The following is a 23,822-nucleotide window of genomic DNA, read 5'->3' on the forward strand; positions in this document are numbered from 1 at the left end:
CGGGTGGCTGATCTTAATTTTTGCCCAGAGTGGTGCAGTTTAGCCAGACGTTCAAAATCTTGTCTTAGAATGGGTTTGAGTAATTGATGAAATACGGTATTCTGATGTGACAAAACCTGAGTCCTTTATAGTTAAAGTGTTTGTTTGCACTCATATTTTAACTATTTAGACTCAGGTTTTTTTATTTAAAGCAAACTATGGGACAGTAGTGGCTATAAGCCTCTTTCTTTTTAGAACGTCGACAATCCAGACCATTCCATAAAACGATATATCCAATATTTAAATTTTGATTCATCTGCATACTTTGAATAATCAACCGTCATTTGACGGCCATTTAGGTTATTCCACGATGAATTAAAATATGTCTCTGCATCACGAAAAACCTGTGCTTGTGTATTCCCAACAACTCTCATGTTGGTCTCAAGATTATAATTTTTTAAATTACGTGCAGTTAGGTTTGCGGAACCAAGAATCAACTCTGCATGCTGATGATTATATTTAAGCAGCATTTTACTATGACATTGCTCTCCATGTGTATCACACCATCGAATCGGAATACCAACAGCATTCAATTCAGAAGCAACTTGTCGATTGGGTATACCATTTTTTTGTCGACCAAATGCATCTTTATTCGGATCTAAGATCATCCGCACATCAACACCACGCTTTTTAGCTTGTTTAAGTGCCTCAATAATTTGTCGTTCTGATAAATAAAACATAGCAATATCTAAATGATCTTGAGCTTTAGCCTCATTTATCATCTTGATTACAGCATCATAAATTGCTTTTTCAGTCAGTACCTGCACTTGTGGCAAGCTCTTATCCTCAGCAAATGCACCCATGATCACAACAGGACTTGAGCCCTTAGACATAGATGCAACTGCTTGCTCTGTCTGTAGCATATCAACCGCAGTTGGACCATCTACAACTAAAGCAACATTACTATGATGTGAACTGCCATCATGTGGATTTGCAGAAGTCACTAAGCTTTTCCAACCTTGTTCCGTATCCACAACCAAAGTTTTTCGATGATTTGCTTTGAAGTTAAATAGTTCTAAATAACTACGTAAAGTGATTTTATCGTCGCCAAATGGATTTTTTAACCATCCACCTTCTGAACTATTGCCTAGATTCTGACAACAGATATACCAAAAACCAGACCAAAGTGGATTAGATGCACGTAAAGGTTTCAAATCTGTTTCGATTACATCAATACCTGCTTGGCGCAATGAACGATAATGTTCAGGTGCAATCCCACCATATACCGAGTTGATTGGATCAGTGATCAGTACAATTTGAATGTTCGGGTTCTGTTGTCGCTTTAGAATCAATGCATTTGTTAATTTTTGCATCAAAGGGATTTGCTGAATCTTGGATTGACCTACTTCTTGATTAAACAAAAACATATCCAGCACAATTGTGGTTTGTGCATCATCAATTAATTTAAAAATTTCAGTAAAAATTTTCTGATCGAAATGTTGAGTTCCTTGCGCATCGACATAAGTTTGGTCTGCTAGAAATTTCACATTGGCATGACGTAATTGACCAGTGAAATTCAATCCTTTAGGAATAGGTTTCACCGTATGATAAATTGCAGAAGCAATATATCCTATCGCTAAAATACATAATATCACTGCCATGTAACGTCGACCTGACCAGTTTAACTTTTGATGAATTTTTTGGAAGATGCGCATATAAACAGAAAAAGCCCTAGCCTAATGAACCAAGGCTAGAGCTTATAGATTGATATTTCAATAAGATTTCAGTGAAAATTAAAAGTTAAAATTTACACCAACTGTAAAATTACGACCAACTTGCGGGATCGTTGAAAGGAACGATGCATGTTGATAAATTTGATCATCTAAAAGATTATTTGCATTTAGAAAAACGCGATAATTACCTAAATTACTATATTCACCCGAGTAAGCGACACCAAGATTCAACATATTATAACCTTGCGTTTCGGTTTCATATGCCGTGATTTTGTCTTGGTTAAAGACATGATAATACTCAGCAGATCCAGTGAACCCATCACCAAAATCAGCATTTACTTTAGTCCCTAAACGCCCCGCTGGAACACGTGGAGCATTTTCATTGTCGATTTTTCCACGCACGTAATCACCAAACACACCTATTTTGTATGTAGGAGAAATTTGGTAAGCAGCTTCTGCCTCAGCTCCATAAAAACGTGCTTTGTCTTGAGTATATTTTACTAGGCGGAAGTCTTCGTAGCGATCTAAAGTTTGTGCGTAAATGTAGTCATCAAACCAGTTATGATAAACATGGATATGATAATCAAAACGGTTGTTATCATAATGGAAGCCTAATTCCACATTGTTCGACTGCTCTTTTTTGAGCTGATCATTTCCTAACTCATAAGTATTGGTCGCAAAATGTTTACCATCAGCATATAACTCTTGAGCTAGTGGTAGGCGTTGTTGATGCGATGCAACTAAAGAAAGTTTATAGTCTGGTGCAAATTCCCAGTTAGCGGCACCTGAAGCAGAAAATGCTGAACCATCAAAATCTTTCTTACTTGAATCTTCGATATCGATTTTTTGTTGATCCACACGAGCTGCCAACTCAACATGTACGTCATTGAATTGAGCATGTTCTAGGGCAAAAAGACTCCATTTTTTTGTCGTATTTGGCGCTAAAAATGCTTCTTCACCCGTTAAATTTAATTTCTGTTGTCCATACTGAGTACCTATCACGCCTTCCCATGCACCGATTGGGTTATGTACCAACTCAACACGTCCATCATATGCTTTATTCTTGAAGCGAGTAGCAATCGTATCTTCTTCAATTTCATCGTGCTGATAGTCTGTATAGCTTGCTTGCGCTCTAAACTTCTTAAAACCTTTGAACGGATTGTCTAATTCAGAACGAATGTCATAACGTTCAGATTTTAAATCAATCCACGGTCCGGCTTCATGTACGTGTTCACCTTCATGTTCATCATGATGATCACCACCATGCTCATCTTCGTGTTCATGATCACCACAATGTAAATGTGGAGTCCCAACTAAATGAGCTTCACAACTTTCATATTCATGACTATGGCCAGGTAGACCATATTTATCTTGACGATTACTGTAAGAAATCCCTGTAAAACCACGATCGTAGATCCATGACAAACCAACATTTACAGTTTGACCTTCAGCAAAAGTATTATCAACTCGGCGCTCTTTTTCACCTTCATGAAAATAATCGGGTGCAATGTAATTATTCGCATCACGTTTTAAACCTTCAACACGTAATGCTACTTGATCGCCTAAACCAACTGTAACACCAGCACTTGCCAGCTTTTCATCACTTCCCGTGTTGTAGCGTAATCCAACATTTCCTTCATAACCTTTTTCAGGCATTTGCGTAGGTAACTTACTGTCAATCACATTGACTAAACCACCTACTGTACCTGCACCAAATAATAATGTAGAAGGACCACGAATCACTTCGACCTGTTTTGCTAATGCAGGATCTACAGTTACCGCATGATCAGGTGATAAGGTCGATACATCAATGTTTTCAGATGAGTTTTGTAAGATTTTAACTCGAGCACCATCTTGACCTCGGATGACAGGACGACTTGAACCAGCGCCGAACTGATTTGAATAAATCCCCGTTTGTTGCCCAAGTACATCCCCAATGGTTACGGCACCTTGTGATAATTTAGTTTGATCGATCACACTATCGGCTACCGCAAAATCCTGTGAGGTTTGTTCCAATGGATGCGCTTTGATTCTAATCGTTTCTAAGCTTTCAACTTTTTCATTTTCAGCAGCAAAAGCTGTTACAGAAACAGCTGCTAATATAGACAGCGTTAATATATTTTTATAAAACAACATGAACATTATCTCGAACCAATTTATTTTTGTTATATTATAACATTTCATCCAATTTGCAATAAGAAACATCACAACACGAAACATTTGCTACACTGCTGCTCCATGATTTCATAAAAACTCGTTTTCTAACGATATGCCTTTTACACTTTCCCACGCTGTACTTGCACCACCATTATCAAAACTGACTAAAGGACATCTTCCTATTGCTGCTTTGGCGATTGGATGCATGACACCTGATTTATATCGTTTATTTACTCAAGCCAATCTACCTATCGCACACCAATGGTCAGGAGTTATTTTTCCCAACCTTCCGATAGGTTTATTTTTCTGCTTACTTTGGTATCTGATCTATCGCCCTGTGATGTATCGAGTACTTGGAATCATTCATCCTCTAAATATTAAATCGTTTGATCAAATCATCACTTTCGTATTAATGACTTGTTTTGCAATTATCATCGGTACCGCAACCCACTTAGTATGGGATGGTTTAACGCATCTCGATTTTCGAACTTTCGCTTTTAGAAATTTACTGGCTCAGAACATTTCAATATTTGGTTTGAATTATCCATTACATTTCATATTGCAAATTACTTCATCTGTAGTTGCTTTACCTTTTATCTTTTGCATGTGTAAAAGCTATTACCATACCCATAAGCAACCGAAAGCTGTTCCTGTAAAAATTAAATTATTCATGATCATAAGCTTAATAATTTCAACAATTTCTGGAATGTTATCTGTTTGGGGCTATAGTCGCCACATCCATTCTGATCTTTGGAACACCGAACGATATTTTTTTATCGGTAAATCAATTAATGAGTTCACTCAGACAGGATTAATACTATTTACTGCCTCATGTTTAGTCCTATTATTTTTAGATCGAAATAAGAACTAAAGCTCATTTTAATTAAAAGCGGATGTTTAAGATTCTGTTAAAGCATTAAGACTTGAGACTATACGTTCAACAAGGCATAATCTCCCCTTCATTGGTGCTGCGCTGTTTACGCATTCACCTTCTAGCCAATATAGTTTGGATAAATAATTCAATATGATGCGCACTCATTACTGTGGCTCTTTAACTGAAGCCCAAATCGATCAAACAGTTACTCTATGCGGTTGGGTTCATCGTCGCCGTGACCATGGCGGTGTGATTTTCCTTGATATGCGTGACCGTGATGGTTTAGTTCAAGTCGTTATTGATCCTGATACACCAGAAGCATTCGCTACTGCGGATAAAGCACGTTCTGAATTTGTTTTAAAAATTACAGGTCGTGTACGTCGTCGCTATGAAGGTACTGAAAATGCCAACATGGTGAGTGGTCAAATTGAAGTTTTGGCAAAAGAAATCGAAGTTCTTGCTGCTTCTGAAACTCCGCCATTCCCATTAAATGACGAAAATACCAATATTTCTGAAGAAATTCGTTTGAAATATCGTTTCTTGGACATCCGTCGTCCAGAAATGTTAGATCGTTTACGCTTCCGTTCTAAAGTTACTAACTTAATTCGTAACTATTTCGAAGATCACGGTTTTCTAGACGTTGAAACACCTATCTTGACTCGTGCAACTCCTGAGGGCGCACGTGACTATTTAGTACCAAGCCGTGTTTCAAATGGTAGTTTCTACGCGCTTCCACAATCACCACAATTGTTTAAACAATTGTTGATGGTAGGTGGTATTGATCGTTATTACCAAATCGCGAAATGTTTCCGTGATGAGGATCTACGTGCAGATCGTCAGCCTGAATTTACCCAAATCGACGTTGAAACATCGTTCATGAGTGACGATGACATCATGGATTTAATGGAAGGCTTAACAGTTAAAATGTTCAACGAATTATTGAATGTAAAATTCGATAAATTCGAACGTATGACTTATGCCGACGCAATGCGTGATTATGCTTCTGATAAACCAGATATGCGTATTCCATTGAAATTGGTTGACGTTGCAGACTTGATGCAAGACGTTGAGTTCAAAGTTTTCGCTGGTCCTGCAAAAGATCCTAAAGGTCGTATTGTAGCGTTACGTGTTCCTGGTGCAGGTTCACTACCACGTAGTGCGATTGACGAATACACTAAATTCGTAGGCATCTACGGTGCTAAAGGCTTGGCTTATATTAAAGTCAATGAACTTGAGAAAGGCATCGAAGGTCTTCAATCACCAATCGTTAAATTCATCGAACCAATCGTACTTGATTTACTCAAACGCGTTGGTGCTGAAAACGGTGACATCGTATTCTTTGGGGCAGACAAGGCGAAGATCGTAAATGACGCGATGGGCGCTCTTCGTGTGAAAATCGGTCATGACTTGAATCTTGCAACGTGCGAGTGGGCTCCACTTTGGGTTGTTGACTTCCCAATGTTCGAAGAAACTGATGATGGCAAATGGACTTCTGTTCACCACCCATTCACACTACCAAAATCAAGTGTTGAAGAAGTAAAGAGCAATCCAGGTGCGGCATTGTCAGTTGCATACGATATGGTATTGAACGGTACTGAAATCGGTGGTGGTTCACTTCGTATCTATACACTAGAAATGCAAAAAGCAATTTTCGAAGCTTTAGGTATCGGCGAAGAAGAAGCGGAAGAAAAATTCAGCTTCTTATTGAACGCATTACGTTATGGTGCGCCTCCACACGGTGGTTTGGCTTTTGGTCTTGACCGTTTGATCATGTTGATGACTGGTGCATCTTCAATTCGTGATGTGATCGCATTCCCGAAAACGAAGACTGCTGAATGTCCATTGACTCAAGCTCCAGCTCCTGTTGAAGCAAATCAATTGCGTGACTTAGGCATTCGTTTACGTGAAAAGCCGAAAGCTGAAGAAAAATAATCTGTAGTTTTATGGATTAAATAAAAACCCTGTCTCGTACAGGGTTTTTTTATGGCTATCAGATCTCCTCCTTTTGGAGAGCGTTGGTACGATAATTTATACTTTGAGAATATCTATGCTAGTGGCATAATGAACTGCTTTTTATTGAGAGGTCATTGTTATGGCAATGCGTCCTGATGTACGTCGACATGCAATTGTGATTATTGTGTTTTCTTTGGCACAATGGTTTTTTATGCGCTATATCTTAGCAAATGAACTTTTCAATATGACGACCAATGAACGCATTTTATATTTTTGCGTTAGTAGCTTAGCAGGTGCACTTCTAATCTTTGTCGCCCTCATTTATATGGTCCTCAAAGGCAACGCGAATAAACAAGATTAATCGCAATGTCGTTTTATACCACTTTACTCCGTATTCTACCTTTAGCATTTTTGCGCAGTATTGCAAAAGTGGCGGCTTACTTTATTAATCAAAATCCAAATAAAAGTATGCTTTGGAAAACACGGGTAAATCTCAGTCTTGCTTATCCAGATATTCCTGAGCGTGAGCGTGAAAAGCTTGCTAAAGAAAGCGTGACAAAGCAATGTCTAAGTTATATCGAATCTGGGAAATGCTGGGCAATGCCTCCAGAATGGAGTATCCAGCAAATAAAGATGGTTCATCATTTAGATGTACTAACAAATGCATTAAATGACCCCCGCGGTGCTTTAATTATTACCCCTCACCTCGGTACATGGGAAATGATGAATGCATGGGTACACCAATATGGTATTCCTACCATTATGTATAAACCCATGAAAGACTCAGGATTTAATGCTTTTGCTTTACATGCTCGCCAACGGTTAAACGCGACACTAGTTCCAACTGATGCCAACGGTGTTAAAGCATTATTCAAAAACCTCAAACAAGGTGGTTTCAGTGTAATTCTGCCAGATCATGTCCCTCAACCCTCTGGTGGTGTCGTGGTTCCTTTTTTTGGAGTTCCCTGCTTAACCAGTACTTTAGCCAGCAAAATGGCACAAAAAACTCAATGCCGTTTAGTGGGATTAAGTTGTTTCCGTAGAGAGGGTGGTGAAGGTTTTGAGGTCTACTGTGATGATCTCAATGATCCTGAACTCTATGATCGAGATATAGAAGTTGCGACAACTGCATTAAATAAAGCGGTAGAGCAAATGATCAACCGCTTTCCAACTGAATACATGTGGGGATATAAGCGGTTTAGAGCTATAAATGCCTCAGATGAACACTATAAGAAAAATTCAATAATGATATAAAATTACTATTTAAACTTAATTTTTGTCACTTTTTTCCCTTGAAAAAACCATATTCCAATTTGAATAAAAGATAGTATTTGTAGAAATGGGCGCCCAAGTTCACGCTGAGCTTTGGCCCTTAAACTCAACTTCTTTTTAACTTTAATCTCTCCTTTACGAATATTTCGAACTTCCTCTAACGAGCTAGGAAAATTTGTCTCACCGTCAGTTAAAATTACATCTTGAATACATAGCGCTGGCGATAACTGATATATTTTTTGATGGGATTCTTCTGGATAAGCCCTAAATATAATATGGTCTATAGGTATAAGTTCTGATAGCCTAGCCGTAAAATCTATTAGAGATTCTGCGGCGCGACGTGACAAAATATATCCACCAGCCCCCATATGTGGACCATTTAGTACTACTAATTCACGTTTATTTTCAAGAGTTAAAGGCTCATCTTTTCTAGAAAGAAATACCTTACGATATAAAGTTTCTAATTTAACTATTTCACATTGCTCAGAAATCCATTGAGAATTTTTCAAAAAAAATTGAGCAGAATTACCTAAATAAATATCATCTTCAAATATGGCAATATAATCTAATTTTTCATCAACAGCTTTTTTCCATAAGCAGACATGGCTTAATATGCAAGAAATTTCATTTGGATGTAAATCAGTTTTATCGACCGTTATGCCTAGATCAAGTGCTGTTGAAGATAAAGTGATGGGAGTAATCGCATCAAAAAATTCAAATACTAATCCCTCTTTAGTAAATTCAGTATGAATATGCTTTCTACGTTGAGACTCATTTGAAAGACTTATTACATAATTTCTCATAGGTTGATCTTCATATACAACAATATAAGCCACTAAAAGTAAGGCACAAAGAAACTATCATTCATATTCTATCTTGTAAATACAACAATAAATTAGAACGCACTATTTATTCTATCAAAATCATAGTGGAGTTTATTGCACAATACATTTCAATGCTAGTCATGTAAAGAATATAGACTTACAATGTTGGTTTTAATTTTATCGTGCAGTTCCTTAAAGATTTTATCTTCTACATACTGCATTGATTTATATATGATGAAGTGATTGCAGATATGAACAATGACGTAATTAAAGTATTCGTTGGGTGTGATCCCAACAACTGTGACTTAGAACAAATGATGGTTTTAGATTACAGTATTCGAAAACACACTCAACATCCTATTGAAATTTTTTGGATGCAATTAAGCCATGATACAAAAAGTCCATGGTACAGTAATCAAGAAGCTAGTGAAGGTTGGCATACTGAAAAATGGGCGACTCCTTTTTCAGGTTTTCGATGGGCAATTCCAGAATCATCCAACTTTGAAGGGCGTTCGATCTATATGGATGCTGATGTCATCGTTTTATGTGATATTGCTGAGTTATGGTCGCATCCGATGAAAGATGATGCAATCGTCATCGCCAAAGGTGGCAAAAGTTCAGCTCGTTTATGTACTTGTGTTTGGGATTGTGAAAAAGCTAAACAATATTTACCTTCACTTAAAACGTTGCAATCTGATCCAGATGGTCACAAGAAGTTAATGCAACTAATCAAAGACCAACCACATCTAGTCCAAAACTACAATAGTTCATACAACTGTATTGATGGTGAAGGCTTAAAAATAGAAGATATCAAAATTCTTCATTACTCCGACATGGGTACTCAGTTTAGCCATAAATACTCGTTACCGCGCCTAGAAAAAAACAATCAAAAACATTGGTTTGATGGAAAAATCATGCCTCATCCAAGACAAGACTTAGTTGAGTTATTTGATCAATATTATCAAGAAGCGTTGGATAATGGTTATAAACCTGAAGACTATTTAGTAAAAGCTTATGGTCCATTTCAAAAAGCGACTCAAATCAATTATCAAGGCAATAAAGTTACACGCCCTGACGAACAAAGAAACTGGTTTAGTAATTCACTACACAAATTAAAAGCAAAATATAAAGATAAAAATAAATTTTCTTTGGATGATTAACAGATTAGCAATCTCATCCCAAAATTAGCAATAACAATCAACTTAAATATATGTGTTTAGGTTGATTTTTATTTTTATCGTGTGTTTTGTCAATTCAATAACTGTTTTAAAGAAATTGACATATAATTGGCACGCTAAATAATATAGTCATCTTTTAAAAGTAATCTGCCAAGAGCCAAGCAATGCAACCTTTTCTTTTTCATCATATTTTCAGAAATATCACTAAGTTTATTTATAAAATGTGTTTGCCTAAAGAATATAAGCATAATCGTCGCTATTGGCCATACTTTTCTGTGCAGCGTAATGCTCAGGGTGACTTAGAAAAAGTCTTTTTCCGTAAAAAATTAATCGCAGATAATACGAATCAAGTCACAACTAGCAAAAGGAAATGTGTCCTCGTTGCAACAGGACCATCAGTAAAGAACATTGACCATAACATTTTCAATAATCCAGAATATGATTTCATCGGAGTAAATGGTGCAATTTCATTAGATTATATTCATTTCAAATATTATGTAATTATCGATCACAACTTTACGGGTAATCGTTTTGACCTCGTGATGAAAGTCTTGCAGAGTGATTGCACCCTTTTTACAACACCAAGATGTCTTGACGTAATCTTGAGAAGAATTCATCCTAATACAATTAAATGCTCCATTAGAGTGATCGAAACTATTTCACAAGATAAAACGATTGATTTATTTATGGGTAAACAGACGCCTGTTGATCTATCTCAATCTTATTTTCATTTATATAGTCAGTTCGGTTTCTCTACCAATATCTTTAATGCTGTTTTTGATTATTTTACAGTAGCTTACGTTGCATTACAGGTAGCATATTCTATTGGATTCAAAGAAATCTATATTGCTGGTCTAGATATGAATAATTTTTCACAGCCTAGATTTTATGAAGATAAAGAAAACAAACAACCTACAATGTTAGACCAATATTTAGATTTAACATTACCTGCATTTGATGCAGCTTCTGAATTTTTTAAAGAAAATCATATTGATGTTTATAATCTTTCACCAAATAGTGCGGTTGAATCATTTAAAAAAATTAATACAAACTCGCTCGTCAAACCTTGATTCTGTAAAATATAATTTTTGCTTTTTAGTAATTATTAATGATCGGATCGCAATTTCGAACGGATATCAATGGACTTCGAGCATATGCTGTAGTTTTTGTTGTTCTTTTCCATTTCAATGTATTCGGTTTCTCTGCTGGGTACTTGGGCGTTGATGTTTTCTTCGTGATATCAGGCTATCTGATGACAAAAATCATTGTGGAAAAGCTTGAACACAATAATTTTTCTTTTGTTGATTTTTACTTATCTCGAATTATTCGTATTTATCCCGCACTATTATTCTTAGTCTTAGTTTTAACGGCTTTGGGGCTATTTGTGTTTATCCCAGAAGATCTAAAAAACTTTGCTAAAGATGCGAGATACAGTCTCACTTTCTTATCAAATAATCTCTTCTATGAGCAATCAGGAGACTATTTTGCAACTAGTTCACATGATAAAGCATTACTGCATACCTGGTCTTTAGCTGTTGAATGGCAGTTCTACATCCTTTTTCCCATCATTTTGTACACATTTAAAAAGCTTACAAAACAAACTAAATATATAGGCATATTACTTCTAATATTATTTTCTTGCTCATTTTTGTTGTCTGTAAAACTTACACCAGAAAATCCGATATATGCTTTCTTTAAACTCTCAACACGTGCATGGGAGTTAATTGCAGGTGGACTGGTGTACTTTTATTTTAACCAATATTCTTTATCATCGATTAAGCAAAGAATTATTGAATATACAGGTTTTGGACTTTTAGCGCTAAGCTTGATTTTTTTAACCGAAGATACGCCTTGGCCTGGTTATGCTGCATCCCTTCCTGTTTTGGGTACAGTTTTAATTCTAATCGCCAACCGTCAAAACTCTATACTAACGAAACCCAAGTTTATACAGAGTTTAGGCAGTGCTTCATATTCTATTTATTTGTGGCATTGGCCGATCTCATTTTTATTGAGCTATTTCCTAATTCAAAAAAGTATTATCAATATCAGTTTTGCTCTTTTATTATCTTTTGTTTTAGGATGGTTAAGTTACAAATATATTGAACCTTGTCGTATTCAACTGAATAAAATCAATAAAAAGTATGTTTATCTACTTTTTATCTTAAGCATTGCGATTCTCTATCCATTTTATAAGTTTCTAGGTAAGGATGGGTTAGAAAATCGAGCCAATGCAGAATACCTAAAGCGTATTGAGAAAATACAGATGCCTATGGTCTCGAATGGTTGGTGTTTCTATAACATTAAAGATGATCATAGTCTGACTGTTGGAGAAAATGGATTAAAATGTCATATAGCATCTAACTCAACAAATGCTAAATCAGCTCTTTTGTTTGGAGATTCATTTGCAGGTCACAATATTCCATTTTGGGATCGTCTAGGCAAAAAGCTAAACTTGAACATCCATACGATCAGTACGAATTGGTGCTATCCAAGTCTTGATAAAGAGTTTACAGGTGACAAGTCATCTACAGCTTATCAGCAGTGCTTAATCAACCGAAACTATCTGAAGAATCATATAGCTCAGTATGACGTTCTTATTTTTGCTGGTCGTTGGACTGATATTGTTCGTCAAAATCAGCAGAATTCATTTAGTGAGTTACTCAAAGTTGCACAAATGAATAATAAGAAAGTGATCGTAATGTCTGAACCATATACTTTTGATCAAAACATCAGCTCAATTTTCAAACGTGCAATATGGTTAGAGCGAGACTTTAATCTAAATGAGTATATGAACAATCCACTCGCTACAAAGCAAAAATATGCAACGAGTGTGATTAATAAAATCGTTTCAGAACATCCGAATACATTATTGTTAAGCCAAGCAGATCTATTTAAATCAGATCATATGGCAACCAAAAACACACCGTATTCATTTGATGGACGTCATATCTCAATTGTTGGGTCATTAGCATCTGAACAATACTTTGAAACACGACCAAAATTTAAAGTATTAGAAAACTTTCTTGCTAAAAAGTAGTGATTAGATATCAATAAACGAGTCGTTAAAATACATTTTTTTACTGTAATAACGACTTAATATTCCCCTTTCTTTTCCTGCCAGTTTGATCAGCTTAGGCTTTTCAACTGGCGGATAATTGAGGGCAAGATCAATCAACACTTTTTCTTTCATCCATTTATTTTTTACTTGATAGAAAAAAGCATTCCGATCACAGTTAATCAAGGTCATGCTCGGTAAAGTGGTACGCATAATTTTTTGGCAGGCAACATAAGCAACCAAATATTCTAAACGGCCTATCTCTTGAAAATAGTCCTGATAATTTTCGTTATTTTCTTTAATCTGCTGAATATAAACCTTTGGTGTTAATTCTATAGCTTTAAATAACTCCTCAAACCAAGACTTAAAAAACATATTTTTGGCAGAACTTGCCAATAACCAATTCTCTAAAACAGGAAAGTCTGGGCAAGTAGTATTTTTCTTTCGATAGTAGGCAAAACTGTTCGTTTGATGTTGAGCAACTAACTTTTCAATCCAATCTAGATTTTCATAAACAATTGTACTGGCATCTAACCATATCCCACCGTGTTGATAAATTAATTCAAATCGAATGAGATCAGCTTTCTGTTGTGGTGTCGCATGCTTTAAACGACCATAATCAATATCACAAAACTCTTTGACATTATTAGGTGTTAGAAAGTTTACAACATAGTTTGGATTGTTCTTTTTTATATTATCAACGCACTTCTGCACAAACTCAGGGAGTGAGCCTTCCCAATACATCCAGATAATTTTGGGAATAACCGCATTTTGCTGACCAGGATTGAGAACGATCAGGTCCGCGTAGTTATCTATTGACTCATTTATTTCTCTTTTTTGGTTTGAATACATTGTATAAAATTTCAAAAGATAGAAGAGCTTCTTAAAAAACTTCATAAAATGTACTCAACAAAATAAAGAAAATTATTTATTACAGTCTATAACTAGGACTCAAGACATTAAATGTTTAATTGCATAAAAGCGATCACGCCACATACGCTTCTGCTTCTTAAATCCATGAGAAGCACTTCGATTCTCAAGTTGCTTCCGTTTGATACCTTGAGCAGCAACAGTACCTAAAATATCACTATCCAGACCTGCTGGCTGCACAAATGGCTGCCAAACACCAAGCCCTTTTCCTGTTTTACTTAACCAACTTTGGAAGAAAATATCGACTGGAACGGTCATGATTTTACCCAGTTGTACAAACTGTTCAGCTCCTTTTCGAGACCAAACCAAGCCTACACCACGTATTGGGAAATAATATGCATGCCACAAGGTATAATGATCAAACTCAACAATGTCTTTTGCTAATTTTTTCTTTTTAGCAGCAATATTGACGGTATACCAATCCAACTCTTTATGTTGATCTAAATAACTTAATAAAGATTCAAGCTTCTGTTTAAAGTTAGGCAACACTTCAATGTCATCTTCTAAGACAACTAAATAATCGGCATCCGTTTCTAGAAATTTTTCAGCACAACCGTAGTGACTTAGATAACAACCCAACTCAGAATTCATTAAACTACGCCCTAATATTTTCTGAGCAGCAAGATCATCGTAGTTTTCAAATTCAGATAAGGCTTTACCTCGCCCATCATAAGCAGAGAATCGGCTAAAATCCCATCCCGCTTGATTGAGCTGAGCTGTCGCACTTGCTAAACGTTGATCACTGCCGTCTAAATTAATAAGATAAGTCACAACTTTCATTTGCTTTCCTTCGTTTAGACCACAGTAGTCGGTTGAATTTGGCTGGGTAAAAACCCTGTAAATTTTTGAATCAGTGCGGCTCGGATGCGTCCTTCAGCTAATGATTCCAATTGATCTAGACTTTGTATACAGCCAAATTTAATCTCAGAATTAGATAAAGCTAATATAAATTTTTCCAAATTACGACCATCTTTTAAATAAGCAATATCAATATCATCTTTTAAAATGGCTTGATCAGATTGAATTGCTAAATGATTAGACAATCCCACTGGTAACAGTTGATCAATGTTCCTAAATTTGAACTGAATTTGCTGGTCTAAAAGCTCTTTATTATTCTTAAAATAAGTACTGAGCAAATCACGACTGAGAATATGAGGGCGATGATGAATTTCGTAATATTTGGTCATTCCCACGCGATCTGCACTCAACATTTGAGCCGTTGAATATTTCGCTTCAGCTACCTTTCCAAAATTCTGCTGTAAGAATTTTCGGAAAATATATTTCATTTTCTTGATGAGTGTTGCTTGCCAATGTCCATATATCACCATCTGACCATCAATAAGAAAATCACTTAAATCAGACTGTTGATTGAAAAAGAAATCATCATTCAGATAAATAAAATGATTTGAAATCCCTTCAATATTCCACAACATACTTTCAATACTTAGTGAATTGAATGTCGGTAAAGCAAACTCATATCCACGAAATAATTCTAGATGATCAACGATTTTTATTTTTTCAGCAGGACATAAACCTTGCTGGGAAAATTGGTCTAACCACAAAGGTGTTTGCTGATCCGTCACGACATAAATCGTGCCTGCATATGGAACATACTTAAGAATTGAGGCGATGCAGAAATAGATTTCATCGTTACTTGCAAAACGAGTATCACCCAAAGCATTTGATGGTTCGTTTTGATTCATAAATTGACGGCGTTTATTTTTCAGAGAGATATCATTCCCATCGACCCATGCGATGACGATATCAAGCGGATGCAAACCCTGATTCATAAATCAAAACCTTCCATAAATACAGATTTACTGCCAAGCATCCTTGATCCAATCTGATGGCAATACATAACGATACCATTTACCACCACCACCATTGATTGCATCAGGTGGATTAATTTCACCGTGAAAAATAATAATCTTAACGCCTTCTGGTTTTACTGGTGCTTGGAAATAAGCAAATGGAATTTTTCTTAGACAATGATATTTATAGCTTTTACACCACTGATCATTCCAATAACTCAATTTTCCTTCTTTGTGAACAAACCAAGATAGATAAGCTTGCTCATTACGGAATTTCTGACGGATTTCATCAAAATTTTCACGAAAATACGGCAAAATATCAGGAAAAGCTCCTAACTTAAAACGATAAACCGAACTATTCCCCGTAATGCGCCAAGGTCGCTTCCAGTCATGAATAATCAGAAACTCACCTGGTTCTTGGAAGAAGCAATCTATATTATCTACGATGACAACATCGAGATCTAAAAACAGTGCATTGCCTTTTAAACCATACAGATCAGGTTCAAAAGTTGAGAGTTTATTCCACCCACGCTCTGGACTTCCTGCAGGCAAATCTAATGGAGGAATCGGGAAGCATTGTACATTCGGATCAATACCTTCTGTACGATCCGTTAAGCACACCATTTTAAAAGGTAAAGTAAGATGGCGTTGCACCATATTATATAAACGATTGACATACTCGGCACCGTACTTGGTTCCCCATTTCATGCACAAAATAATATTGTCTTCATGAGCTGCCGAATCTTGTTGAATGTCTGCCATCTGCTAACCTTAAATGCCTTAGATATTATTTTAAATGCGCGGGAAATAATCCCAAATCGTCAAAACAATATGCACTGAATGTTGAGCTATCTTAGCATAGACCTTGTAACTTTTTTTATTATTAATTCGTCAAACCCTTCAAGCCATTTATGTTTTTATCACCTGATCAATTGATACCAAATAAATCTCGCGTGTAGATTTTTTCCATGACATCACTGAACATCGGCACCATACGATTGACAATAATCAGATCAGAAGCCGATTTAAATCTTTGTAAACTACTCATCACCGGATGCCCAAAATACTCTTTAGCATCCAAAGTAGGCTCATAAATCACAATCTTTATACCCTCTTGAGCAAGTCCTTGTAATACATCATGAACAGCAGATTCTCTAAAATTATCTGAATCGGCTTTCATCGTTAGGCGAAATATACCCACACATGAAACATTATGACTCTTAATATCTTCAATGATCGCCTGTTTGCGAGTTTGGTTAGAGCGAATGATCGCTGAAATCAGCTCTTGAGGAGTATCATCATAATTAGCTAAAAGCTGTTTGGTATCTTTAGGCAAGCAATAACCTCCATAACCAAAAGAAGGATTATTGTAGTGATCACCGATGCGTTGATCCAAACCCACACCCTTAATAATATCCAAAGCACTTAGTTTATTTTTTATACAATACGTGTCCAGCTCATTAAAAAATGCTACTCGCATTGCCAAATATGTATTTGAAAATAGTTTAATGGCCTCAGCTTCAGTTGAGTCAACACAGAGTAAAACTGCATCCTTTCTGACCGTAGCTTTTAAATACAATTTCGCAATCTTTTCTGCGCGTTTAGATCTTTCACCTACGATAATTCTAGATGGGTAGAGATTATCTTGTAAGGCCTGCCCCTCTCTCAAGAACTCTGGAGCAAAGATTAAGTTCTTAAGTTTCAGCTTATTCGAAATTTCTTTGGTATAGCCCACAGGCACTGTAGATTTAATAATCATCAGCGCTTTTGGGTTTATTTTTTGAATATCATCGATGACAGATTCAATATTAGAAGTATCAAAATAGTTGGTTTCAGGATTATAGTTTGTTGGGGTTGCAATAATAATCAGCTTAGCATCCTGATAAGCACGCTCTTTTTCAGTCGTTGCCTCAAGATGCGACTCAGTTAAATAGTGTTGTATGCAAGTATCACTAATCGGCGAAACTTTTTGATTTAATAACTTTACGCGACTTTTATCAATATCTAGTAAAACCACATCATGCTGCTTAGCAAACAATAAGGCATTTGATAAACCCACATAGCCAGCACCCACTACAGTAATCTTCATTCGTTCTCTGATTTTATTCTTGATCTTAGTGACCAAGCTAAAGAAGTTAGATGAAAGATTAATGATGATTTAATTGCAATCTATTGACATTGTTTCAATAAAAAAGCGAAGCATGAGCTTCGCTTTCTTCGCAGAGTTTTACTTATTTAACGTAAGTTAACCAATCTGCATATTTATCATTACGACCTTGGACTGCATCAAAGAAAGTCTTTTGAATTTCTGTAGTAATCGGACCACGTGAACCACAACCAATTTGTCGGTCATCATACTCACGGATTGGTGTTACTTCAGCAGCTGTACCTGTGAAGAATGCTTCGTCAGCGATATAGAATTCATCACGTGTGATACGGCGTTCGATCACTTCATAACCTAAATCTTTAGCAATCGTGATCACCGTTTGACGTGTAATTCCTTCTAATGCACCACCAGCCAAATCAGGTGTATGTAATACGCCATCTTTGATCAAGAATACATTCTCACCAGCGCCTTGGCAGACGAAACCTTGAGGGTCAAGCAACATTGCTTCGTCATAACCTGAACGTGCGACTTCTTGGTGTGCCAAGATAGAAACTGTGTAGTTACCACATGCTTTAGCTTTACACATCGTCACGTTTGGATGATGGTGAGTGAATGAAGAAGTTTTTACGCGAATACCACGTGCCATCGCTTCTTCACCAAGATACGCGCCCCACCCCCATGCAGCTACAGCAGCATGAATCGTGTTATCTGTTGCAGCAATACCAAGTTTCTCAGAGCCAATCCAAATTAATGGACGAAGGTAGCAAGACGCTAATTTATTTTCACGAACAACGTCAATTTGTGCTTGTTCTAATGTCGCTTGATCAAATGGAACATTCATTTGATAAATTTTTGCTGAATTTAATAAGCGCTTAGTGTGATCTTGCAAACGGAAGATTGCTGTACCATTTGGGGTTTCATAGGCGCGGACACCTTCAAAGACGCCCATACTGTAGTGTAGTGTGTGAGTTAAGACATGAATTTTTGCATCACGCCAATCCACTAATTTTCCATCTTGCCAAATAAAACCATCACGATCAGCCAAACTCATCGCACATACTCCATTTTTTTACACAATCATTCACTTTCCAATGCTATTGCACTTGGATCAATTAACCTTTGCCATAACTTGCAAACGATCTCGCGGGTATCGTGCCAATCCGCAGCATTAACTTGCATAGATTGATTTGCAAGTGCTAAACGGTGGCTCTCAGCTCGTTCACGGAGATAAGCGTGTATTAATGCTGTGGCATCTTCACTGGATAAGCAGCCTGCTTTAGCAGCATCTTCTAGAATTCTTACATTATCGGAAAAATGGGCGAGATCTGTATTCGTCCCACTCCATGCAAGCACTGCATACTGTGCCATAAATTCGATGTCAACGATACCACCTGAGTCCTGTTTTAAATGAAAAATCCCATGTTTTTTTTGCTCAGAAGATGAACCCAAATGATCTTTCATTTTCTGACGCATTTTTAACACTTCTTGACGTACCTGATTTTCATCACGAACCTGAGTTAAGATTTGACAGCGTACCCGTTCAAATTGCTCACATAAACTTTTCTCACCTGCAATTGAACGTGCACGAACGAGCGCTTGATGTTCCCAAAGCCAAGCACTTTTTTGTTGATACTGCTCATAAGCTTTCAGACTCGTCACCAACATCCCTGCTTCACCAGACGGTCTTAATCGGGTATCAATTTCATAGACCCGACCATCAAGTGTTTGAGTAGTCATCAAGGACATAAATTTCTGAGCAACACGGATCGCAAACTCTGCACCACTGATCCCTTTACGTCCGTCAGTCTCTGTTTGCTCTTGAAAGTCATGAATAAATACTAAATCCAAATCAGAACCATAGCCTAACTCGATACCACCTAGCTTGCCATAACCAATGACGGCAAAAGCTTGCGCATCCAAACTACATCGTTGACCCTGACTGTTGACAGGGTAACCATGACGTTGCGCAATCGCTTGATAAGCTAAATTTAAAGTCGCTTGGACACATACTTCAGCAATATCTGTTAATGCATCTGAGACTTTCATTAAATGACTTTCAGCCAAAACATCACTGGCAGCTACAGCGAGTACGTTGCTCTTTTTAAACAACCTCAATACTCGCATTTGATCTTCAACCTGATCAATTTCAATGCGCATTAATTGTTGGCGTAAGGAATCTTCTAAATCTTTGCGTTGCGGCAACCCAAAGTCCATCGAAAGAAACTCATCCAGCAAGACGGGGTATTGTGTTAACTCTTCACAGATCCACGGGCTTACTGTCGCCATTTTTACTAAACGCTGCAAAGCACCACGACTTTCCATCAACATGACTAAATAGACAGTTCGTCGTAATACAGACTCAACCAAGGGCATTAATCGTAATAAAGCCATTTGAGGTTGATCTGATTGTAAAATGGCTTCGACTAGATGAGGCCAAAATTTCTTAAGCCGCTCTAAAGCACTCGCAGGAATTTTACGTAGTGCTTGCCCATGCCAAAAATTTTGGATCAAGTTTTTAGCATCATCATCCAGAACTGCATTCAGACGTTGTTCTAGTTCTACAGAATCATCTATGGGAGCAGAGAACTCTTTCTCTTGAATGAGTTGTTTAAACTGAACTTTGACTTTATCTCTTTTTTGATTCAGAACATTTAAGAAAGAATTCCAATCACTAAAACCCAAGGTATCTATCATACGTTGGCGCAATTCAGGTTCAGACGGTAGAGATTGAGTTTGTTGATCATTTAATGCCTGAATTGCATGTTCAACTCGCCTTAAAAACAAATAAGCATCTTCAAGATCAAAAACAGCTTGCTGATCTAATAATTCAGCATCACCCAAATGATGCAAGTTAACTAAACATTGTCGATCTTGCAGCTCACGTCGGGAACCACCATAGATCAACTGAAAAACTTGCACGATAAACTCGATCTCACGTATTCCGCCAGCGCCTAATTTAATATCATCTTCGATATTACGGCGTAGAACTTCTCGCTCAATCATGGCTTTCATTTCACGCATCGCAGCGAATGCAGAATAATCAACATAACGCCGGAAGACGAATGGACGAGCCATATCCATCAAATCTTCGCCTTCTTTTCCACCTGTAATCACACGGGCTTTAATCCATGCATAGCGTTCCCATTCACGCCCATGCTGGCTCAAATATTTTTCCAAACCTGTATGACTGATCGCTAAAGCTGAACCGTCACCCCACGGACGTAAACGCATATCTACACGGAAGACAAAACCATCAGCAGTGATATGGTCTAATAGATAAATTAACTTCTGTCCCCACAAAATACAGAATTGCTGAACATCAATACATTTACGACCATTGGTCTCACCTTGCTCATCAAAAGCAAAAATCAGATCAATATCACTGGATAAATTCAGCTCTTTTGCACCAAGTTTCCCCATTCCAATGACAATCAAATCCTGAACCTGACCTGAATAACCGATTGGCTCACCGTGTTTAGCAATCAATGGCTTTCGCGCAAAATCTTTCGCAACGCAGATACAAGCATCAGCAAAATCAGAAAGCTCTCGAGTCAGTGTCACTACATCGGTTAATTGGTTTGCATCTTGCCAAATCCAACGAAACATTAATTTAGCACGCAAAATACGCAATGCCTTCATCCATGCTTGCTCATCAGTCTGAACTGCAACCGTTTCTTGGACGGTTTGGTGAATCGTTTCGGTAGATAAAGAGGTTGAAAATTGATCTTTGCTATAGGCTTGTTCTAATTCTGATTGGTATAAATTTAAAACTTGTTCTGCATATTGGCTTGCAACTAAGGTTTTATGTAGCTGTTCCGCATTCATATAAAAAAGCTCAACTGATGTCAGGTCATCTCTAGTAGTTATATCAGTTACATCGTTATCTTTAAAATCACTTTAGACTAATTTCGCTTTCGATTTATGTTGTTCGGTAGATAATTCAGCATTTTGGCGTTCAGCAGGTAAGCGAACTTTAAAGACGGTGCCCTCACCTTCTTGAGATGTCACACTGATTTCACCATGGTTCAGCTCAACAAAACGCTTACACAAAGAAAGCCCTAAACCCGCACCTTTTTCACCAGCTGTGCCCTTTAAACTCACCGTCATACGTGGTTGAAATAAATTCTGTATCTGTTCTTCTGTCATTCCCAAACCAGAATCTTTCACTCGTATTTCCACGAATTCGCCCTGAGGTTGGGCTTGAATATAAACTTTTCCTGCGCCATCCGTATCCGTAAATTTCAATGCATTTGAAACAAGGTTTTGGATCAAAGAAGTCACCATATTCATATCTGCATAGATTTTAAGACTCTCATCTACTTCATTGATCAATTGGATATTTTTCTTCAACGCTAAGGTTTTTAAAATATCTGTCACGATATCGGTAATTTGTCTTAATTTAAAATTTATTGGGTGATATACAAAACGCCCACCTTCAGCCATTGCCCAATTCAACAAACTTTCCAACAGGTTGTAAGTCGACTGTAACGTCTCATAGAGATAGTCAGCGATGTTTTGGATACTAGATTCATCCAATGTATCGCGCTCTTTAGCCAAAATCTCTGAAAAACCCAATAAACCATGGAAGGGAGCGCGTAAATCATGGGAAATAATAGAAAAGAATTTTGTCTTGCTAAAATTTAATGCGGACTCTTGTTCGTATAATTCTTTGAGTTCATCGTGATTGAGTTTCAATTCAAGTTTTTGCATAAAGCTTTTACAATGGTCTTGTAAAAGTTGTTTTTGAACTGCACTAAAATCTCGGACAGCTTCATCAAACAAAATTAGATAACCTAAAGAGGTCTGATCTGGATGCCTCAGATGAACAGCGACAAGGGATTGTGCTTTAGATTTCAACGCATGTACAAACGAAAGTAAATTTGAATAATGTGGATGAGCTTCATCAATAAAATCATTATTTACAAATAGAGTATTCAAACTTTTCGTGACTTTTGTAGCGTCAATTGCAGTCAACTTTTCTGAACAGTGATGCCAAAAATAAGGCTCTTGATGAAAAATAAGTAAAGCTTTACCGACTTGCATTAATGTTTTATTGAATTGTAAGAACTGTTCAAGCAAATTTTGCTCTGAAGTGAGACCCAAAGAAAGAGAAATTTTACAAGCACTTAACTTGTCGGCTTGCTGTAATTCTAGTAATTGAATAGCCATGCTTGCCTCTCGGATATTATCGTTATTCGGTTATTTACGTTTTAATAAGAAAAAATGTGAAAACTATCACTACTATTAACAAACTTTAACATAAAAGGCAATTCTTGATTAGATCAATTCGCAACAAAACGTGAAATTTCATTAAATTTAAACGTATTGAATTATGAATCGAAGATTTATTTTTAGCTACATGTTGAATGTTTAAATCATCATATATTTCTATTATCGCATCTGATCATAGTAAAAAGACTTTATGGGTATTCTTTAATGAACTAATTAACTTCAAGATGGCTTACCTTTTCAGAACACACTAAAGCCTGAGCAGCACAATCCTTTACAATCTTCTCTTTGTCTTATTCATAATAATTGTCGATATAATCAGTTATCGCTGCTCACTGCTCTCAATAGAATTTCCATCTATAAGTAAATCTTTTTGCTTTATCTAACCGAACAAAGAGCTGCAAGATCGTTAAAAGAATTTGTCATACTTTTATAATTAAATCTAACACTCAATACTCTTTTATATTTATTGTCGGAATAAAATTTTAAATTAAAAATGTTTCGGCATTAAAAAACCCCAAGCCTTTAATACCAGCTTGGGGTCTTTGAATCTTGGTCCCGAGGGTCGGACTCGAACCGACACGTCATCTCTGACAGCGGATTTTGAGTCCGCCGCGTCTACCAATTTCACCACCTCGGGAAGAGTGCGATGCTTTGTGTTGCGTATGATAACCTGTTTGATTTTATTGTCAAACCCCATCTTTAACTTATTGTTCACTT

19 protein-coding genes and 1 tRNA gene are annotated in these 23,822 nt (G+C 36.8%); 7 read left to right on the forward strand and 13 right to left on the reverse strand.

Going from position 1 to position 23,822, the window contains the following annotated elements:
- The 3 genes from F948_RS16450 to znuD all read right to left on the reverse strand — a co-directional run.
- Positions 1-113 (reverse strand): DUF4372 domain-containing protein (locus F948_RS16450; protein ID WP_004964063.1); only part of this gene is annotated, 113 nt, incomplete at its 3' end.
- A gap of 117 nt (positions 114-230) precedes the next feature.
- A complete protein-coding gene (locus F948_RS11650; RefSeq protein ID WP_017397565.1) occupies positions 231-1,694 on the reverse strand; it encodes a phospholipase D family protein in 1,464 nt (487 codons plus the stop codon).
- 78 nt (positions 1,695-1,772) lie between these two features.
- Positions 1,773-3,848: a zinc piracy TonB-dependent receptor ZnuD gene (gene znuD / locus F948_RS11655; RefSeq protein ID WP_004964068.1), complete on the reverse strand. Its 2,076-nt coding sequence runs from the start codon at positions 3,846-3,848 to the stop codon at positions 1,773-1,775.
- Positions 3,849-3,981: 133 nt separating this feature from the next.
- Here znuD and F948_RS11660 point away from each other — a divergent pair, with 133 nt between their 5' ends.
- The 4 genes from F948_RS11660 (at position 3,982) to F948_RS11675 (ending at position 7,950) form a co-directional block, all read left to right on the forward strand.
- A complete protein-coding gene (locus tag F948_RS11660; protein WP_004964073.1) occupies positions 3,982-4,740 on the forward strand; it encodes a DUF4184 family protein in 759 nt (252 codons plus the stop codon).
- 153 nt (positions 4,741-4,893) lie between these two features.
- Positions 4,894-6,675: an aspartate--tRNA ligase gene (aspS, locus tag F948_RS11665; protein ID WP_004950367.1), complete on the forward strand. Its 1,782-nt coding sequence runs from the start codon at positions 4,894-4,896 to the stop codon at positions 6,673-6,675.
- A gap of 160 nt (positions 6,676-6,835) precedes the next feature.
- Entirely contained in the window at positions 6,836-7,057 is a 222-nt protein-coding gene (locus F948_RS11670; RefSeq protein WP_004908914.1) for a hypothetical protein, read from the forward strand.
- A 5-nt stretch (positions 7,058-7,062) separates the two neighbouring features.
- Positions 7,063-7,950: a lysophospholipid acyltransferase family protein gene (locus tag F948_RS11675; protein WP_004964078.1), complete on the forward strand. Its 888-nt coding sequence runs from the start codon at positions 7,063-7,065 to the stop codon at positions 7,948-7,950.
- A 5-nt stretch (positions 7,951-7,955) separates the two neighbouring features.
- Here the strand turns inward: F948_RS11675 and F948_RS11680 are convergent, their stop codons facing one another.
- Complete coding sequence (locus F948_RS11680) at positions 7,956-8,804, reverse strand: glycosyltransferase family 25 protein (protein WP_004964082.1); 849 nt, start codon at positions 8,802-8,804, stop codon at positions 7,956-7,958.
- Between the two features lie 239 nt (positions 8,805-9,043).
- Between F948_RS11680 and F948_RS11685 the strand changes: the two genes are divergently transcribed.
- From F948_RS11685 to F948_RS11695, 3 genes are all read left to right on the forward strand, one after another.
- Entirely contained in the window at positions 9,044-9,952 is a 909-nt protein-coding gene (locus tag F948_RS11685; RefSeq protein ID WP_004964084.1) for a glycosyltransferase family protein, read from the forward strand.
- A gap of 182 nt (positions 9,953-10,134) precedes the next feature.
- Positions 10,135-11,040: a hypothetical protein gene (locus F948_RS11690; protein ID WP_004964087.1), complete on the forward strand. Its 906-nt coding sequence runs from the start codon at positions 10,135-10,137 to the stop codon at positions 11,038-11,040.
- A gap of 38 nt (positions 11,041-11,078) precedes the next feature.
- The gene (locus tag F948_RS11695; RefSeq protein ID WP_004964089.1) at positions 11,079-13,007 is read left to right on the forward strand and encodes an acyltransferase family protein; all 1,929 of its coding nucleotides are present in this window, start codon (positions 11,079-11,081) and stop codon (positions 13,005-13,007) included.
- A gap of 3 nt (positions 13,008-13,010) precedes the next feature.
- Here F948_RS11695 and F948_RS11700 read toward each other — a convergent pair whose 3' ends face one another.
- The 9 genes from F948_RS11700 to F948_RS11740 form a co-directional block, all read right to left on the reverse strand.
- Positions 13,011-13,922 carry a glycosyltransferase family 32 protein gene (locus tag F948_RS11700; protein WP_004908936.1) on the reverse strand — a complete coding sequence of 304 codons (912 nt, stop codon included), beginning with the start codon at positions 13,920-13,922 and terminating at the stop codon, positions 13,011-13,013.
- A gap of 54 nt (positions 13,923-13,976) precedes the next feature.
- Positions 13,977-14,735, reverse strand: a complete 759-nt coding sequence (locus tag F948_RS11705) for a glycosyltransferase family 25 protein (protein WP_004697713.1) — start codon at positions 14,733-14,735, stop codon at positions 13,977-13,979.
- A gap of 14 nt (positions 14,736-14,749) precedes the next feature.
- On the reverse strand, positions 14,750-15,745 hold the full coding sequence (locus tag F948_RS11710) for a Stealth CR1 domain-containing protein (protein WP_004964093.1): 996 nt from the start codon (positions 15,743-15,745) through the stop codon (positions 14,750-14,752).
- A gap of 27 nt (positions 15,746-15,772) precedes the next feature.
- On the reverse strand, positions 15,773-16,528 hold the full coding sequence (locus F948_RS11715; RefSeq protein ID WP_004950347.1) for a hypothetical protein: 756 nt from the start codon (positions 16,526-16,528) through the stop codon (positions 15,773-15,775).
- Positions 16,529-16,694: 166 nt separating this feature from the next.
- Positions 16,695-17,855, reverse strand: coding sequence for a nucleotide sugar dehydrogenase (locus F948_RS11720; protein WP_004908945.1), 1,161 nt, complete (start codon positions 17,853-17,855; stop codon positions 16,695-16,697).
- 142 nt (positions 17,856-17,997) lie between these two features.
- Positions 17,998-18,924 (reverse strand): branched-chain amino acid transaminase, encoded by a 927-nt coding sequence (locus F948_RS11725; protein WP_004950342.1) that lies wholly within the window; start codon positions 18,922-18,924, stop codon positions 17,998-18,000.
- Positions 18,925-18,950: 26 nt separating this feature from the next.
- Positions 18,951-21,698, reverse strand: coding sequence for a bifunctional [glutamate--ammonia ligase]-adenylyl-L-tyrosine phosphorylase/[glutamate--ammonia-ligase] adenylyltransferase (glnE, locus tag F948_RS11730; protein ID WP_004964099.1), 2,748 nt, complete (start codon positions 21,696-21,698; stop codon positions 18,951-18,953).
- A gap of 72 nt (positions 21,699-21,770) precedes the next feature.
- Positions 21,771-23,042: a sensor histidine kinase gene (locus F948_RS11735; protein ID WP_004908952.1), complete on the reverse strand. Its 1,272-nt coding sequence runs from the start codon at positions 23,040-23,042 to the stop codon at positions 21,771-21,773.
- 613 nt (positions 23,043-23,655) lie between these two features.
- A tRNA-Leu gene (locus F948_RS11740) sits at positions 23,656-23,742 on the reverse strand.
- Between the last annotated feature and the right edge of the window lie 80 nt (positions 23,743-23,822).

This window comes from Acinetobacter junii CIP 64.5, assembly GCF_000368765.1.
In the GTDB taxonomy this organism is placed as follows: domain Bacteria; phylum Pseudomonadota; class Gammaproteobacteria; order Pseudomonadales; family Moraxellaceae; genus Acinetobacter; species Acinetobacter junii.